This window comes from Dyella sp. AD56, assembly GCF_002878475.1.
Taxonomy (GTDB): Bacteria; Pseudomonadota; Gammaproteobacteria; order Xanthomonadales; family Rhodanobacteraceae; genus Dyella.
In genome coordinates this window covers 207,140-223,942 of record NZ_NRDP01000033.1, presented here as the reverse complement: position 1 = coordinate 223,942, position 16,803 = coordinate 207,140, and the positions used below count along the sequence as shown (strand labels likewise).

At 60.5% G+C, this 16,803-nt stretch carries 9 protein-coding genes; 7 read left to right on the top strand and 2 right to left on the bottom strand.

The genetic code is table 11. From position 1 onward, the window contains the following. Window positions 1-182 precede the first annotated feature (182 nt). Together DyAD56_RS20945 and DyAD56_RS24385 are read left to right on the top strand one after the other, a co-directional pair. Window positions 183-902 carry a DUF4145 domain-containing protein gene (locus DyAD56_RS20945; protein WP_233202784.1) on the top strand — a complete coding sequence of 240 codons (720 nt, stop codon included), beginning with the start codon at window positions 183-185 and terminating at the stop codon, window positions 900-902. Between the two features lie 272 nt (window positions 903-1,174). Next, the gene (locus DyAD56_RS24385) at window positions 1,175-1,387 is read left to right on the top strand and encodes a hypothetical protein (RefSeq protein ID WP_233202783.1); all 213 of its coding nucleotides are present in this window, start codon (window positions 1,175-1,177) and stop codon (window positions 1,385-1,387) included. A 165-nt stretch (window positions 1,388-1,552) separates the two neighbouring features. Here the strand turns inward: DyAD56_RS24385 and DyAD56_RS20935 are convergent, their stop codons facing one another. After that, window positions 1,553-3,361, bottom strand: coding sequence for a hybrid sensor histidine kinase/response regulator (locus DyAD56_RS20935; RefSeq protein WP_199179072.1), 1,809 nt, complete (start codon window positions 3,359-3,361; stop codon window positions 1,553-1,555). Window positions 3,362-3,378: 17 nt separating this feature from the next. Next, window positions 3,379-3,987: a response regulator transcription factor gene (locus tag DyAD56_RS20930; protein ID WP_102304794.1), complete on the bottom strand. Its 609-nt coding sequence runs from the start codon at window positions 3,985-3,987 to the stop codon at window positions 3,379-3,381. A 435-nt stretch (window positions 3,988-4,422) separates the two neighbouring features. On the opposite strand from DyAD56_RS20930, the gene DyAD56_RS20925 reads away from it, so the two are divergent. From DyAD56_RS20925 to DyAD56_RS20905, 5 genes are all read left to right on the top strand, one after another. Beyond that, window positions 4,423-5,256 carry a sulfotransferase gene (locus tag DyAD56_RS20925; RefSeq protein WP_199179071.1) on the top strand — a complete coding sequence of 278 codons (834 nt, stop codon included), beginning with the start codon at window positions 4,423-4,425 and terminating at the stop codon, window positions 5,254-5,256. A 378-nt stretch (window positions 5,257-5,634) separates the two neighbouring features. After that, on the top strand, window positions 5,635-5,793 hold the full coding sequence (locus DyAD56_RS24380; RefSeq protein WP_233202793.1) for a hypothetical protein: 159 nt from the start codon (window positions 5,635-5,637) through the stop codon (window positions 5,791-5,793). 15 nt (window positions 5,794-5,808) lie between these two features. Beyond that, window positions 5,809-14,559 (top strand): autotransporter-associated beta strand repeat-containing protein, encoded by an 8,751-nt coding sequence (locus DyAD56_RS24485; protein ID WP_304529239.1) that lies wholly within the window; start codon window positions 5,809-5,811, stop codon window positions 14,557-14,559. A gap of 349 nt (window positions 14,560-14,908) precedes the next feature. Continuing rightward, window positions 14,909-15,571, top strand: coding sequence for a response regulator transcription factor (locus DyAD56_RS20910; protein ID WP_102304750.1), 663 nt, complete (start codon window positions 14,909-14,911; stop codon window positions 15,569-15,571). Further along, a complete protein-coding gene (locus DyAD56_RS20905; RefSeq protein ID WP_102304749.1) occupies window positions 15,568-16,749 on the top strand; it encodes an ATP-binding protein in 1,182 nt (393 codons plus the stop codon). Before DyAD56_RS20910 ends, DyAD56_RS20905 begins: the two co-directional genes overlap by 4 nt. The last annotated feature ends 54 nt before the right edge of the window (window positions 16,750-16,803 follow it).

Genomic DNA, 16,803 nt, shown 5'->3' with positions numbered 1-16,803 from the left:
GAAAAGACCCCTCCGTATGGCAAACCTCGTGGTGCGTGCCTCTAGTATTGGATAAGGAAGAAAGTGACAAGGAGGAGGCGCGGCCGCAGATTATCGGTGGGTCTGGAGCGAAGGGCGGTTGATTGATCTTTTATGCGGTATCGGCTGCAATATTCGCCGATCAACGCAAGGGGAAAATTGGGATGACTGAATCGCCTTCCACGACGCGCCAAGCGTTCAACTGCCCGCATTGCCATGTATATGCGAAGCAGGACTGGTTTACACCTTACGCCGACCGAATAGCGATCAACGGTGGCCTGCCGTTCCAGCCGAATATTAAGTCAACGGATGTGCCCATGCTCGCCGACGCATGGACGCAGGCGACTGCTCAGCAGGCGTACTTTACCTACTTCAGTCGATGCCACCATTGCACGAGGGTGGCCATTTGGGTTGCTCAGAGGTTGGTATTCCCAGCGACGACCGGGCTAGCAATTGAGCCGAATCCTGACCTAAGTGTAGACATTCAAAGCGACTTCAAAGAGGCGCGCGACATCGCTATAGCGTCGCCGCGCGGCGCAGCGGCGCTACTTCGCCTCGCAGTTCAGAAGCTGTGCTCCGAGCTGGGTGGTACCGGCAAGTCAATTGACGCAGACATTAAGGCCATGGTGATTAAGGGCCTAAGTCCAATGGTTCAACAGGCGCTTGACGCTGTTAGAGTTATTGGCAACGAGCAGGTCCACGGTGGAGTAATGGACTTGCGCGACGATCTGCCTACCGTCGTCTCACTGTTTGAGCTCATGAACCTGATCGCGGAACAGCTCATTACGACGCCAAAGCAAGTCCAAGCGGTGTACGACAAGTTACCGAAAGAAAAGCGCGATGCCATTGCCATTCGAGATGCGGCGGCCAAGTCGACACCGTAGTGCGTTTCATGGCATGCACCGTTGTTCGAGTCCCTGGCGGGGACCGTAAGTGGAAATTGTGTCCACTGCACGCGGATGGCACGCAAAGACTGGTAAATGGCTATACATGTCCATCTGACGTTGCCCCCTTGGGGACCAATAACTAGTTTCGAGACGTCTGAACGAGTCCAGAAACTTCAAAGGAACCAGCTATTTAGCGGATTTTTGTGTCTGAAGTGTCCAGGCGCATCCAGGGGCACCCTTTGTAAGCCGGTAGTCTTCGGGGCATATTCGTGGCATTCGAGCTCGAACACCTTCCCGTCATTCCGTGGATGCCCCTCGTCATTGCCGATACAGCCATCCGGAAAGCTGAACCGCGCGACAAGCAGGCTGATGATGAAGAAGAGCGCAACGCACTCAGTCGTCAGCGCATTGCACATATTCTCTATGAACTGCATCGCTGGGATCGCGACCACGAAGGCTACAAAATCGGGTTCAGTCGTTGATGTAGCAACACTGACGATACAAAGAAAGAAGGCCGGAACCGTAAGGTTTCGGCCTTCTTCGTTTGGAGGTGGAATCGTCCAAGCTAGATCGGTGCGGTTGCGAATCTCGCTCATCATTCTGAGCGTGGCGCCGGACTGACGAGCGAAACAATCACGCCTTGTCGCCTAACCTGGCTGCAGAGTTTCTTCTTCGCGACCGATCACCGGCTCAACCTCTTTGATCATCAGGATACTTACCATCGCGTGATACAGCTGCACGGGCGATACCGGCTTGTGTACCAATGGAATGCCGCTGGAAGTGGCCTCACGCAGTCGCTGCGGTGCGGTGTCACCGGTCACGATGAGCGCTGGCAGTCCGCTGCCGAGTTCGGCTCGCAACGCAGCGATGATTTCCGCGCCCGTCTGGCGCTCCCTTAGGCGGTAATCGCTGATCACCAACTCTGGGCCGTGGCTACGTGCGAGTTGGAGCGCTTCGTCGTATGACTGGGCGACGAAGCAATGGCATCCCCAGCTTCTGAGCAGTTGAAGCATGCCCAGGCGCACCGCTTCGTCATCGTCGATTACCAGTATCCGTCGCCCTGCCATATAGGCCTCAGGTTGAAGCGGCAGGCGGATGGGTAGATCGAAGCTGTCTTCGCTGAAGGCGCCTTGCGCTAATGGCACGCTTACGCGGAACACGCTGCCGCGGTCGGGGCGCGAGGCTAAGGTTACAGCGTGCCCCATCGAGCGGGCTAAGCCTTCGGTAATGGCCAGGCCCAGACCGAGCCCCTTGCGTCGATCTCGCTCGGGATTCCCCAGTTGATGAAACTCGCGAAAAACTTCCTTTTGCAAATGTGGCGCGATGCCGATTCCGGTATCGAAGACCTCGATCACCACTTCGCCACCACGCTTACGGCAAGCCACCAGAATGCCGCCACGCTCGGTGTAGCGAATTGCGTTGGATACGAGGTTGCGCAGCATGAGTTCGAGTAACGCCGGATCTGAAAATATCGCCAGATGGGTTTCCCGACTGCGATAGACGATGTCCTTGAAATCGGCGTGCTGCCCTAGCTCTGTCTCCAGTTTGTTGAAGAGTGGCTGCAAACGGAACGAGCGCATGTTCGGCTTGATCACACCCGCATCGATGCGAGAGAAATCCAGCAATGTATTGAGCATTTCCGCGGATGCCTGACTTGTCGCGCGTGCATTGTCCAACACCTTGCGTTGGCTGTCGGATAGCTCGCTGCGTGCAAGCACTTCCAGAAACATGCCCTGAGCATGCACCGGTTGGCGCAGGTCATGGCTGGCGGCGGCCAGAAATTTGGATTTGGTGAGGTTGGCTTGCTCAGCCTTGTCTCGAGCAAGCTGCGCGTTATCTGATTCCACGCGTAGGAGCTCAAGCAGTTCCACGTTCTCGAAACGCAAGATGATCGTGTTTCTGATCGATTGGTGCGTATTGCGCGCCAAGGCAATCAAGCCGACTGCGTACAGTGTTATCGCAAACGCGAGCCCTCTATAAGGCGTGTCCACCATACCCAATAGCCATAACTTGCTGGCGACGACGCCCTGCATGGCGATGGCCTGGCCGATATAGACAGGTGTTACCGGCGCCAGCATGGACATGGCGTGACCGGCAATGCCGGCCATGGAGGCCATCACCAAGATGCTGCCCGCGACGCCGGCATGATCCAGCGCGATCCAAACGAGTGAGCCCCAGGCAGCTCCGGCAAGGCTGTTTAATATCACCAGGTGCAAAATAATCCTGCGGGTCTGCTCGATCGTGATGCCACGACTGACCAGATGCCGGGCATACCCAATGCCGACCAACCGGCAACCGACGACGGAGGCATACCACGTCAGCAAGATCGGCAGGCTTGTACTTCCACGTAGGAACCAGGCCAGTACGGATGCCATCAGCACACTGGAGACCAGCGAGCTTTTGACGCCACCCAGCAACAGACGAACCTGTTCGACGCGTATCTGTTGTTCGCGCAAGTCAGTGATGGGCGCGCTCAACCGATCAACCCCAAGCGTCGCGACATAAAGGCCGCCTCTGAGCGACTGGATACCTGCAATGCCGCCAAGATGGCCTGTACGTGACCGCGGATCGTGTTCTCTGAAAGGTTCAGGCGTCGTCCGATCATCTTGTTCGACAGCCCCTGGCAAAGTAGATCGAGCACCTCGCATTGACGCGGGGTGAGTTTGGCTGAGCGCACTGCTGATGCGGAGGAGGTGCCCTCCGGCGCCACTGAGTGGTAGTCCAGCAGCGCGGTGATGGTCTCCAGCATCGCATCCGGTGTTTGAGCCTTCGAAATAAATCGATGGGCTCCCCGTTCCAGCGCCTCGCGTACTGCTTCTGAGTCGTAAAGCGCTGACACCACTACGATTTTGGCCTCCGGCCATTTGCGCTTGAGCAACGCAATGCCTTCCAGGCCATTGAGTCCTTGCAGCTGCACGTCGAGTAGTAGCAGGTCGAGCGTATCCGTAGGGGTGCGTAGAGCCTCCGCAATGGAGGCGGCCTCAAAGATCTCGATGTCCTTCAGGCCGGCGGTCAGCACCATGGCAATGCCGGAGCGAAACAGCGTGTGGTCGTCGATAAGCAGGAAACGGGTGGGGCTCACGGCGTACTCATCGAACTCGAAGACCAACACTCTACAGCCGTTTTGGCGTCGATCAATCCAAATGGACTATAGGGGGCACAGAACCCTGCCTATAGTATTTGGAGTGATGTAAGTCAGGTGCAAGTCACACATTTACTCACCCGCAGCGCAGTCCGCCCGGGTGAGTTGCTGAAGTTATCGGGGGGGTTCTTGCGACCTGTTCATGGCGATGCGCTCAACTCTCCCATCGTGACAAGCCGCTTTAGTACGCAGGCGCTGGCTTCCGACAAGCAATGATTGGCTTGGCGCGAGCGAGTGGGGCATGTCGTCGATGTACCGGTTTCGCAACGGTTGCGCGCGTTTCCACCGATGCTCGATGGGACTACGTCTTTCATCTGTTCGTAGAAGGTCAAGGCGACAACGTAACGGGTATGCGCAAGAAGCGCAGCGCAGCGAATGCGCTCAGGGGGATGGATGGAGCGTCGGTTTCACTTTATTTCGGGTCTGCCTAGGTCTGGGTCTACCTTGCTGTCGGCCATTCTGCGTCAAAATCCGCGTTTTTACGCGGGCATGAGCGGGCCGATCGGCGGGGTATTCAATACCTTGCTGGGCGAACTCGGCGGGCGCAACGAATACTCGGTGTTCATCAACGATGAACAGCGCCGCCGCATGCTCAAGGGCCTGTTCGATCAGTACTACGGGCCTGAGTTCAGTGCTGACGTGGTGTTCGACACCAATCGCATCTGGTGCAGCAAGCTGGGCCAGCTTAAGCCGTTGTTCCCGCACGGCAAGGTGATCGCCTGTGTTCGCCACGTGTCATGGGTTATCGACAGCATCGAGCAGTTGATCCGCAAAAACGCCTTCCAGCCCTCATCGATTTTCAACTACCAGCCTGGTGGCACTGTTTATTCGCGCAGCGAAGGCGTTGCCAATGGCGACGGCATGGTCGGCTTTGCCTACAACGCGCTGAAAGAAGCGTATTACGGCGAAGACAGCGAAAATTTGATGTTGCTGCAGTACGAAACGCTGGTCGGCGATCCGGCGCGCGCGATTCAGGCCGTCTACGACTTCATCGATGAGCCAACCTTCACGCATGATTTTGAGCGTGTGAGCTACGACGCTAACGAGTTCGATCTGCGCGCTGGCACGCCTGGTCTACATACCGTGCGCGAAAAGGTCGCGCTGCGCGAGCGAACCAGCATTTTGCCTCCCGATGTTTTTCGACGATTTGAGAACGATGCCTTCTGGCGCGATTCGCAACTCAACTTGCGTGGAGTTCGGGTGATTTAAGTCGAACTGCGCAGCGACTGATTCGCATGCGCGGTTTTCTAAAACGTTTCTAAGTCACCGCATGAAGGGTACGGCATCGCCGTGCCCTAGGACTTCGTGCGCCATTTTTTTGAGCGAGCACGTCTCGCTAGGTCTTTAAACAGGGGATCTTTTCAATGAACCGTATTTACCGTCTGGTTTGGAATCGCTCGTTGCGTGTACTGCAGGTTGCTTCCGAGCTTGCGCATTCCTGCTCGGACAACAGTACTCAGGGTGAATCCTCTTCGCCGACTGGTCCGCGTCGTGCGCTGGCGATCGCTTGTGCAACAGCCTTGCTGAGTGTCGTCTCAGCGATAGCGCCTGTAAGCGCTGCGGCGCAGACGCAGATTGCAGGAGGCAATGGCGGCGGCGTTGGTGGCAATGTTGTTGGTGGCATCGGCGGCAGTAGCACCGGCGCCGTTGGTGTTGCCGGAACGAATGGCGCTGGTGGTAGCAACGGTTATTACGGTGGCGGTGGCGGTGGCGGTGCAGGTGCCGCTGGTGGCAACGGCGGTTTGAGCAGCAGTGGGGGAGGTGCAGCAGGCAGCGCTGGAAGCGGAACCATTACTGCTGGTGCGACGCACACGGGTGGCGCGGGTGGTTCGGGGGGGCAACGGTGCATATCAAGCCTCAAATCCCAGCACCGGCGGTGGCGGCGGTGGCGGCGGCGGTGGTGTGGGTTTTTTCGGGAACGGAGCCACGATCACTACAACGGGCACCTACGTGGGTGGCGCCGGTGGAGGCGGTGGTAATGGCGTCGTGGTCAGCGGCGGCGGCGGTGGCGGCGCCGGCGGCTTTGGAGCCCAGTTCACGACGGGCTCGTCACCTGCGGCCAGCCTGGGAGTGTCATTCCAAGGCGGCAATGGCGGCAATGGTGGTAACGGTTATTCGGGTGGCTCGGGTGGCGCCGGCGGCGTCGGTGTCAGCCTTGGCCAGAGCATCTCACTGACCAATAACGCCGTCATTAGTGGTGGCAGGGGTGGCACGGGTGGCGCGGCTACCGGCGGTGGTGTGAATGGTGCTGGCGGCGCAGGCGGTGTGGGCCTCATCGGCACCGGCAACGACTACATCGCCAATAGCGGCGTGATCCAAGGTGGCGTTGCGAATGGCGGTAGCGGTGCACAGGCGGACGCCATCGACTTCAGTGGTGGCAGCAATACGCTGGAAATTCAAGCGAACTCCCAGATCAGCGGCCACGTGGTCAGCACCAGCGGTAGCGCCAACGGTGGCGATACCTTGGTGCTCGGCGGCGATAGCAATGCAAGCAACGGCAATTCCTTCAACGCTGCGGAGATAGGCTCCGTTGGCAGCGCAGCCCAGTACCAAGGCTTCAATAACTTTCAGAAAAACGGTGCGAGCACCTGGACCTTGACGGGCACGGCGACCGGGCTCACGCCGTGGACCATCAACGTGGGCACGTTGGCTATTTCCGCTGACGCCAGCCTCGGTCTTGGCACGGGCACGTTGACATTGAACGGCGGCGCGCTGGAAACGACCGCAAACGGCACATCCAACCGTGGTGTCATATTGGGTGCATCCGGCGGCACTTTTACAACGGATGCTGGTACGAACTTCACCGTCGGCGGTGTGGTGAGCGGTACGGGGGCATTGGTCGAGAATGACCGCGGCACACTGACGCTTACGGGCATCAACACCTACACCGGTGGCACAACCATCGGCGCTGGCGTGTTGGCACTCAGCGGCGCCGGCAGCATCGCTACGTCGAGTGGTGTGTTCAACAACGGCACGTTCGATATCAGCGGCGCAGTCAGTGGCGCTTGGATTAAGTCGCTGGGCGGTGGTGGTACGGTGAATCTCGGGGCGAGGATGCTGAACCTGACCAACGCGCAGGGCGATACGTTCAGTGGTTCGATCACCGGCACCGGCGGCCTCACGCTGACCAATAGCACCGAGTTTTTGACCGGTAACAACACCTACACCGGCAGTACAACGATCAGCGGCAACTCGCGGTTGTTACTCAGCGGCAGTGGCAGCATCTCCACCTTGAGTAGTGTGATCAACAGCGGCTGGTTCGATATCAGCAACACGACCAGCAGCGGCGTTTCGATCAATTCGTTGACCGGGTTGGGTAATGTGATTCTCGGGTCGCAGACGCTGACCTTGCTCAATGGCTCTGGATTTTCTGGTCAGATCTCTGGCACAGGCGGCCTCACGCTGGCATCGGGCAACCAGTATTTGAACGGCGCCAACCTCTATACCGGCAGCACAACCATCAGTGGCGGCACGCTGTATCTCCAAAGCAGCAACGGCAGCATCGCCACGTCGAGCAGCGTGATCGACAACGGCACGCTGGATATCAGCAACATGACCACCAGCGGCACGTCGATCCAATCGTTGAGCGGTACTGGCGCGGTAAATCTCGGTGGGAAGACGCTGACCCTGACCAACGCAGGCGATACGTTCAGCGGTTCGATCATCGGAACTGGCGGCCTCACGCTGGCCGGGGGGCACGAGACGTTGACCGGCACCAGCAACACCTACGCTGGTGGTACGACGATCAACGCCGGCACGTTGAGTATTGCCGCAGACGCCAGCTTAGGTAGCGGCACGTTGACGCTGAACGGCGGTGCGCTGGAAACGACCGCGAACGGCACATCCAGCCGTGGCGTCATACTGGGTGCGTCCGGTGGCACGTTTACAACGGATGCTGGCACGAGTTTCTCTGTCGGCGGTGTGGTCAGCGGTACGGGGGCGTTGGTCGAGAATGGCGGCGGCGCACTGACTCTTGCGGGTACCAACACCTACACCGGCAGCACAACGATCAACACTGGTGTGTTGGCACTTAGCGGCGCCGGCAGCATCGCTACGTCGAGTGGCGTGATCAACAACGGCACGTTCGATATCAGCAACACGACCAGTGGCGCTTCGATCAATTCGTTGAGCGGTGCTGGTCTATTGAATCTTGGGTCGCAGACGCTGACCCTGACCCATGCGGGCGATACGTTCAGCGGTGCGATCATGGGAACCGGTGGCCTCACGCTGGCCGGGGGCCACGAGACGTTGACCAGCACCAATAGCACCTACACCGGCGGTACAACGGTCAACGCAGGTACGTTGACTATTTCCGCAGACGCCAGCCTCGGTTGGAGCAGGTTGACCTTGAACGGCGGTGCGCTGGAGACGACCGCAAACGGTACATCCAACCGTGCCGTCATACTGGGTGCGTCCGGTGGCACGTTTATAACGGATGCTGGTACGAGTTTCTCCGTCGGCGGTGTGGTGAGCGGCACGGGTTCGTTGGTCGAGAATGGCGGCGGCACACTGATCCTTGCAGGCATCAACACCTACACCGGCAGTACATTGATCAACAACGGTATGTTGGCACTCAGCGGCGCTGGCAGCATCGCCACGTCGAGTAGCGTGATCAACAACGGCACGTTCGATATCAGCAACGTGGCCGGTGGCGCTTCGATCAATTCGTTGAGTGGTGCTGGTGTAGTAAATCTCGGGTCGAAGGCGCTTACCTTGGCCAATGCGGGCGATAGGTTTAGTGGTTCGTTCAGCGGCAGCGGTAGCCTCGCGCTGGCCGGGGGCCACGAAACGTTGACCAGTAATAACAGCGCTTACACCGGCGATATCGCGGTTAACGCCGGCACGCTGACTGTCGACGGCAGCGTCGGCGGTAATGTCGATGTGAAATCGGCTGCCACTGTGGGTGGCTATGGCACGATCGGCGGCAACGTCACGATTGAGGGCGGTGGCACGCTCGCACCGGGTGACCAGAGCGTGACGCCGATGGTCGTGGGCGCGCTGAACGTAGGCGGCAATCTGACCATGCAGCAAGGCAGCGCCCTCAACATAGGGGTTGGCACTCCAGGCGCTACCCTGTCCATGCCGGGCAGCGGCGACAGCGTGAACGTGACGGGCAACCTCGCCATCAATGGGGCCACCGTCAACGTCAGCGGCGCCGCCAACATGGGGCCAGGGATGTATAGCATCCTCAAGTACGGCGGTACGCTGACGGAGACGAATGGTGGTCTTACGATCGGCAACGAACCGTCGGGAGCTGCGCTCTCTGTTCTGACGCTGACCGGCGACCACCAGATCAATCTGCTCAACACCGGATCGATGGTGTTGAATTTCTGGAACGGCAATGGTCTCGCTTCGTCGACACAGATGGGCGGTGGCAACGGCACCTGGTCAGCGATATCGCCGAACTGGACCGATGCCAATGCCGATGTGTCGGCACCGATGTCGCCACAACCGGGTTTCGCCTTATTTGCTGGCGCGGCCGGCACGGTTACCGTCGATAACAGCGCTGGCGCGGTGAGCGCCAGCGGCATGCAGTTCTTCACCAATGGTTATGTGATGAACGGCAGTGCGCTGACGCTCGTCGGCACTAACGGAGTCGCGCCCATCATCAATGTGGGTGATGGCACCGCGGCCAGCGCCAGCGATGTGGCGGTCATCAACAACGTGTTGGCTGGCAGCGCCGGTCTTACCAAGTCCGGTTACGGCACGCTGGTTCTTACCGGCACCAATACGTATACCGGCGGCACCACGATCAGCGACGGCACGCTACAAATCGGTAATGGCGGTACCACCGGTTCCATGGTTGGCAACATCATTGATAACGGCTCCCTCGTGTTCGATCACAGCGACAATGTGATCTTTACGGGTGGAATTAGCGGCAGCGGTAGCCTGACCCAACAGGGCAGCGGCAGCTTGACCCTGGCCGGCATGGGGGCGCTGAACGGCGGAGCCACGGTTGCGGCTGGCACGCTGGTGCTTGGCAGCGGAAACAAGTCTTCGGGTTATTCCATCCTCGTCGGCACGAGTGGTAGTGACGGCACATCAATGGAAGCCACCGCAACGAATGGTGGCACCGGTGTGGCCCTGGCCAGCGGAACGAAATTCACCAACGCCCTGAACGGTCAGGCCTCTGGTGGTGCAGGTGGACAGGGCGGTAGCGCAGGTATTGCCGTCGCCGGCGGCAACGGTGGCGCGGGTGGTATGGGTGTCAGTGGCAGTACGGTCGTTGTGGCGAATGCCGGCAACATCAATGGCGGCAATGGTGGTCAGGGTGGCAGCGGTGGCATTGGCAACGGGCTGCTTACTGACTCGACCGCACTCAGCATCGGTGGTGCTGGCGGAGCGGGCGGTAACGGTGGTGTCGGTGCCGGCTTGGGCGACAACGCCAGTTTCACCAACACGGGTTCCGTGAGCGGCGGCGCCGGTGGCACGGGTGGGGTCGGTGGCGTGGGTGGATTTACGCCCCCCACCGACTCGCAGTCAGGCGCGTTGATGTCGGCGGGCACCAGTGGTGCCGGTGGGCATGGCGGCGTCGGCGTGAGCATGGGCAGCAACGCGACCTTCGACAATGCCAACTACACGACGATCATTGGCGGCACCGGTGGCGCTGGTGGAAATGCGTCGTCAGGCAATGGCCCCACCGGTGCGGCCGGTAATGGTGGCGCGGGTGGCACAGCCCTGATTCTGGGCGCATCGCCGATCGTGGCCACTAATGCTGGCAACCTGCTCGGTGGTCAGGGCGGTGCGGGTGGCGTGGGCATGCCGATGGGCAATCCAGGCCAGCTTAACTCCGCCGAGGGCTTTGCTGGCTTTGCCGGTTATGCCGGCGCCAGCGGCGGTCAGGGTGGTGCCGGCGCGCTTCTGCTGGCGGGTGCGGCACTCACCAATAATCAGATCATCTATGGCGGTATCGGTGGCGCTGGTGGTGCCGGTGGGGCTGGCGGTATCGGTGGTAATGCCGTGGGCACGAAGGCCGCTGCGGGAGGCGCTGGTGGCATCGGTGGTGACGGTGGCATGGGAGGAGTGGGCGTCAGTCTGGGTCAGAACGCATCCCTTACCAACAATGGCGATATCAACGGTAGCCAGGGTGGGTCTGGCGGTACCGGTGGCAATGGTGGCGCTGGTGGTACCGGTGGTGCCCCAGGAGCCGGAGGCAACGGTGGTAACGGCGGTAATGGTGGTGCGGGTGTGAGTGGTACGGGCTTCGCGCTTACCAACTTCGGAACCATCCAGGGTGGCTATGGTGGTTACGGTGGTTTTGGTGGCAGCAACGGCACCAGCGTTGGTAACGGTGGTAAAGGCGGTAACGGCGGCGCGGGTGTGAGCGGTACGGGATTCGTCCTTACCAACAACGGGGCCATCAACGGTAATGGCGGCGGCTCGGGTGGCGACAATGCCTGGAACAGCAGAGATAAGGGCGGTAACGCTGGAAACGGCGGCGCGGGCGTGAGCGGCACCGGCTTCACCGTGACCAACAACGCGAATGCGTCGATCACTGGCGGCTACGCTGGCTCGAATGCTGGCCATGGTGCGGCCGGCCTCGCTGGTGCGGGCATCAGCGGTTCAAGTTTCACGGTTACCAATAGCGGAGCCATCACTGGCGGTAGCGGCGGTTATAGCGGTTATAGCAATAGCAGTAACGCCGCCAACGGTAGCAGCGCGGGTGGCGCCGGTATAAGCGGCTCGAGTTTTGCGCTCACGAATAACTCAAGCGGAACGATCACCGGTGGCGAAGGCAGCGGTGGCCAATACGGTGACGACGTTAATAAGGAATCTGCTGCGCCTGGCATGGGTGGCAACGGCAGCGACGGCGGCGCGGGTGTGAATGTCATTGGTACGGGTACCAGCCTCACTAACAGCGGAGCCATAACGGGTGGCGTGGGCGGTCAGGGCGGAACGGGTGTCAATGCACAGGGGGGCACCACCCGTAGCAATGGCGGTAACGGTGGCACCGGTGGTAACGGCGGCTCTGGCGTAGACGGCACCGGTTTTACCCTTACCAACAGCGCAGCGATTAGCGGTGGCGAGGGCGGTGCTGGCGGGCTGGGCCGTTTTGGCGCCAACGGCGGTAACGGTGGCAATGGGGGTAACAGCGGCGCGGGTGGTTCCGGCGTAAGCGGTACAGGCTTTGCCGTTATCAATAGCAGCGGCGGGACCATCGCCGGTGGTAATGGCGGTGCCATCGGCGTGGCTGGTGGCGGCACCAATGGTCTCGGCGGCAACGGTGGCACCGGCATCAGCGGTTCGGGCTTCACCTTGACCAACAACGGTAGCGTTGTTGGCGGCAACGGCAGCGAGAGCTCCACTAGCAGCAACGTGGGCGCTGGCGGCGTAGGCATCATCGCTACAGGTAACGCCATGGTGATCAACGCCGGCACGATTAGTGGCGGCAAGGCAGGTGTTGTTTCCGTAACTCATCCCACCGGTCCGGCGTTCGTAGTGGCCTCCGTTCCTGTTTCTGCGGCTACCGGCGCTGCGGTAAGTACCGATACCCACGTCGATGCCATTGACTTCTCCGGCGGTGGTAACACGTTGGTGATCGAAGCGGGCTCGATCATTACCGGCAACGTAGTCAGCCGCAGCGGCGCTACGCACGGTGGTGACACTCTGGCGTTGGGTGGCAGCACCAACGCGACCGGTGGCAATAGCTTCGATCTGGCGCAGCTCGGTGCCGTCGGCAGTAGTGCGCAATACCAGGGCTTCAACGTGTTCGAGAAAACCGGCAGCAGCCTCTGGTCGCTGACCGGCACCACTACGGCCGTGAGCGCATGGAGCATCGATCAGGGCACGTTGTCCCTGACGGGTAACGCTGCGCTGGGCGCAACCAGCACCATGACGGTGAACGCCAGCGGTATCTTCGATATCGCCGGTATCAGCGGCTCGGGCACAACGATCGGTGACCTCACCGGTGCGGGTAGCGTCAATCTGGGTGCCAAGACGCTGACGCTGGGTACGTCGAACAACACGACGTTCGCTGGTGTGTTGTCCGGCACGGGCGGTTCCGTAGTCAAGCAAGGCAGTGGCACGCTGATCCTCAATGGCATCAACACGGCCACCGGCGTGGCGACGGTCAATGCGGGCACGCTGGAAGTGGGTGATGCCGAGCACGCCACTGCGGTCTGGGGCGGGAATGTCACCGTCAACAGGGGCGGCACCCTGCGCGGTCACGGCACCATCGACGGCAATGTCACCAGCGATGGCACGGTGTGGCCGGGCGGCTCCATGGGTGTGTTGACCATCAATGGCAACTACACGCAGAACGCCGACGGCACCTTGCAGATCGACCTGACACCGACCGAGGCATCGCAGCTGGTGGTCAACGGCACGGCTAGCCTGGCGGGCACGCTGGATCTGATCTACGCGCCGGGTACCTATACCAACAGCACCTACACCCTGGTGCAGGCCAAAAACGTCAGCGGTACTTTTGCGACAGTGAACAGCACTGGCACGGGCCCCGCGCAGGTGACCTATACCGGTACGCAGGCCAACCTTGTGCTGACAACGACCGCGACGCCGCCGACAACTCCCACCTCGCCGGTGCGTGTGGCTCCGCGTGATGCGGGCCTGTACGGCAACCTGTTGCTGACTCAGAACCTCATCGCTCAGCGAACCTTGAGCTCGGTGCTGGATGCCTCGTTGCTGAGTCGTGCACCGTCGTGTCAGGTACAGAGCGCATCTTCGTCGGCCTGCCAGGAGGGGTTGTGGATGCAGTCCACCGGGTCGAGCCTCTCCGTGGACGGATCGAGCGGTGTGAACGCCACCGGCTTTGGTTTACTGGCGGGGGCGGATCGGGCGGTCGGCGATGTGATTCATCTCGGTGTGGAAGCGGGTGTGGGGCAGACCAACGCCACCGATCCGCTGGGCGGTAGCGGTCGCGTGCAGCAGGCTCACGCGGGCGTGTATGCCTTTGCCGATGCTGGCCCGCTGGTACTCTCGGCCACTGCCGACGTGGCCCACAACAGCTACCGTGTGTCGCGTGAAACCGGGATCGGTCATGCCGTGGCCAACCCGGATGGCAGTGCGACCTCCGCCGGTGTACAGGCCGCCTGGCCGATGCAGCTCGTGTCGTGGCAGGTGGTGCCCAAACTCGGTGCGCTGTATCAGCACCAGAGCTTGGACGGCTTCGATGAAAACCTGCCAAGCAATAACCCGCTGGCACCGGCCTTTGCGGTGCAGGGTTCACGGAGCACGGCTAACACATTGCAACCGTATGCCGCGGTGTCGTTCACAAACACGTTCCGCTTCCAGGACATCACCTATGTCCCGCAGTTCAACGTGGGCTATCGCTACAACACGCGCAGCAACAGTTCGCCGACGGTGCAGATGACTTCCGAAGACGGCACGGTGTTCGCACAGCCGGGTGTCGCGCTGGGTCGTGGGCTGGGTACCGTGGGCGCGCGCATCACGGCAGAAGCGGGGGCGTCGTGGAATGTGTACTTGGATTACCAGGGTATGTTCGCCAGCCATATGCATGACAACGCATTGACGTTCGGCTTCACCAAGCACTTCTGAGTTTAGAAAGCGAAGGGGCCATGGATGGTCCCGTTTTTCGACCGTCAATTCCGCAGTCGATGGCGGCATGCGTTGGGTGTTCGCTGCAATCGTAGTTTTCGCGAGCCGGTGCTGGATCAGCATCTGCTCGCTCGTCTCGATGAAGTTCGTGAGGCAGCAAGTCGTCGATCGCGCTACCTTGAAAAGGTCCCCAGCGCGGCCCTTCATTTGGCTTAGAGTATTGTTCTTTGGGTTGCCTAAATGCTATTTAATATCAGTGATTTAATGGATATTCGCGGCATTAATGAAATCCTAATCCGCGCAGCTCATGCTCTCTGTCCCGAAACCCGTTTCCCAAAGAGCGTTGCCCGTGAATCTGTTGCTGGTCGAGGACGATACGATGCTCGCCGAAGCCATCTGCGATGGTGTGCGGCAGCACGCGTGGGACATTGATCATGTCGGCAATGCTGGCGCTGCGAAAGCAGCGCTGGTGGATCATGCCTATGCGGCGATCCTGCTCGACATCGGCTTGCCAGGTGATTCCGGCTTGACGGTGCTGCGTTTTCTCCGCGAACGCTACGACACCATTCCCGTCATTGTCCTTACCGCGCGTGGTCAGTTGAGCGACCGCATCCGTGGCCTGGATGCAGGCGCCGACGACTATCTGGTCAAGCCATTTCAGTTGGACGAGTTGCTTGCGCGTGTCCGTGCCGTCACACGACGCAGCGAAGGGCAAGTCGTTCCCGTGCTCCGCCACGGCGAAGTGGTGCTGGACCCGATCAAGCGGCGAGTCACGCGCGCCGGTGAACATGTGGCCCTCAGTGCCCATGAATATCAGATGCTCCTGGCACTGTTGAAACGCGTCGGTCATGTGGTGACGCGTGACGATCTTGAGCGTGCGATCTATGGCGATCGCGCCGCGGTGGGAAGCAACACGGTATCCGTCTTCGTGCATCAGTTGCGGCGAAAGCTGGGTGACGACGTGATCGCCACGGTTCATGGCCATGGCTACACCATCGGAGGCGCGCCTTGAAATCGCTGCAATGGCGCATGCTCGCTGCACTCGGTCTAGTCATTGCCCTGGCGTGGGGCATCTCCATTGCGATGTACATCTCCTATCTGCACACGGGGCCTTCCACGTCGTGGCGTTCGGGTCTGTCCTCGCTGGGCGACACCCTGGTCAAGGCCTTGCCCGACGACTGGGTGCGAAAGCAGGACGACGTCGCGACTAGATTGCCTGAGGGAAAGCAGATGCCGACCAGCTCGGCGCAGCCCGTGCCCAGCGAGCCTGGCGGCTTACTCACCGCGATGGTCCTCAACACCGTCGAACTGGCCATCGTAGGCATCCTCATGTGGTGGGCGGTGGTCGCCTCGCTGCGACCCTTGCGCTCACTGTCGGAGAATCTCGCCCGACGCAAGGCATTTGACTCCGAACCGTTATCAGTCAAACAGGTGCCGGATGAACTTAGGCCGCTCATCCTGGCCTTCAATTCGCTATTGGCACGCGTAGACACGGCTATGCGTGCGGAACGTCAGTTCATCGCCGATGCAGCGCATGAGTTGCGTACGCCTCTGGCGGCATTGCATGTCCAGGCCGAAGTGGCGTTGCGTGCAGAGGCGCTGCAAGGGAAGGACGATGCGCTGCGCAAACTGCTGGGCATCTCGCATCGAACGCATCGCCTCGCCGAACAGTTGCTCGACCTGGCGCGGCTAGATGCAGGGCTCCATTCGACGGGTTTGCACGACACCGACCTGCTGGAACTCGCCGGTCACGTGATCAGCGAATTCAGCGTGCAGGCCGATAGTCGTGGCACACGCCTGCTTCTGTCGGGTACTTCGTGCATGGCGAGGTGCGATGTCGATGAGATGGGCATTCTTATCCGCAACCTGGTGGACAACGCGATCCGGCATGGTCGCGATGCCGGTACGGTGGAAATCGTCTGTGGCGATGTGATGCGGGACAAGGTGCGTCATACCTCGCTCGAGGTTCGCGACGACGGACCTGGCGTGCCTGGGGATGAGCACGCAGCGATCTTCGCGCGCTTCTACCGCGCATCGGACAGTGTTGCGCGCGGGAGCGGCATCGGTCTTTCGCTGGTCGCCGCCATCGCCGAACTCCACGATGCCCGCGTCGAAACCGGACAGGGCAGGGATGGCAGAGGTTTCAGCATTCGTATCCTCTTCCCACACACCGGATCCGGCCGCGATTGAGGGGCCGTGCCGCCCATCGGCATCGTACGGCGTCGTTGTCTGCCGGCTTGGTTT

What these genes read in the sequence shown, in the direction of transcription:
- DyAD56_RS20945 (WP_233202784.1), top strand. Translation starts at nt 183, where the DNA reads ATGACTGAATCGCCTTCCACGACGCGCCAAGCGTTCAACTGCCCGCAT.
- DyAD56_RS20925 (WP_199179071.1), top strand. Translation starts at nt 4,423, where the DNA reads ATGCGCTCAGGGGGATGGATGGAGCGTCGGTTTCACTTTATTTCGGGT.
- DyAD56_RS24380 (WP_233202793.1), top strand. Translation starts at nt 5,635, where the DNA reads ATGGCGGCGGCGTTGGTGGCAATGTTGTTGGTGGCATCGGCGGCAGTA.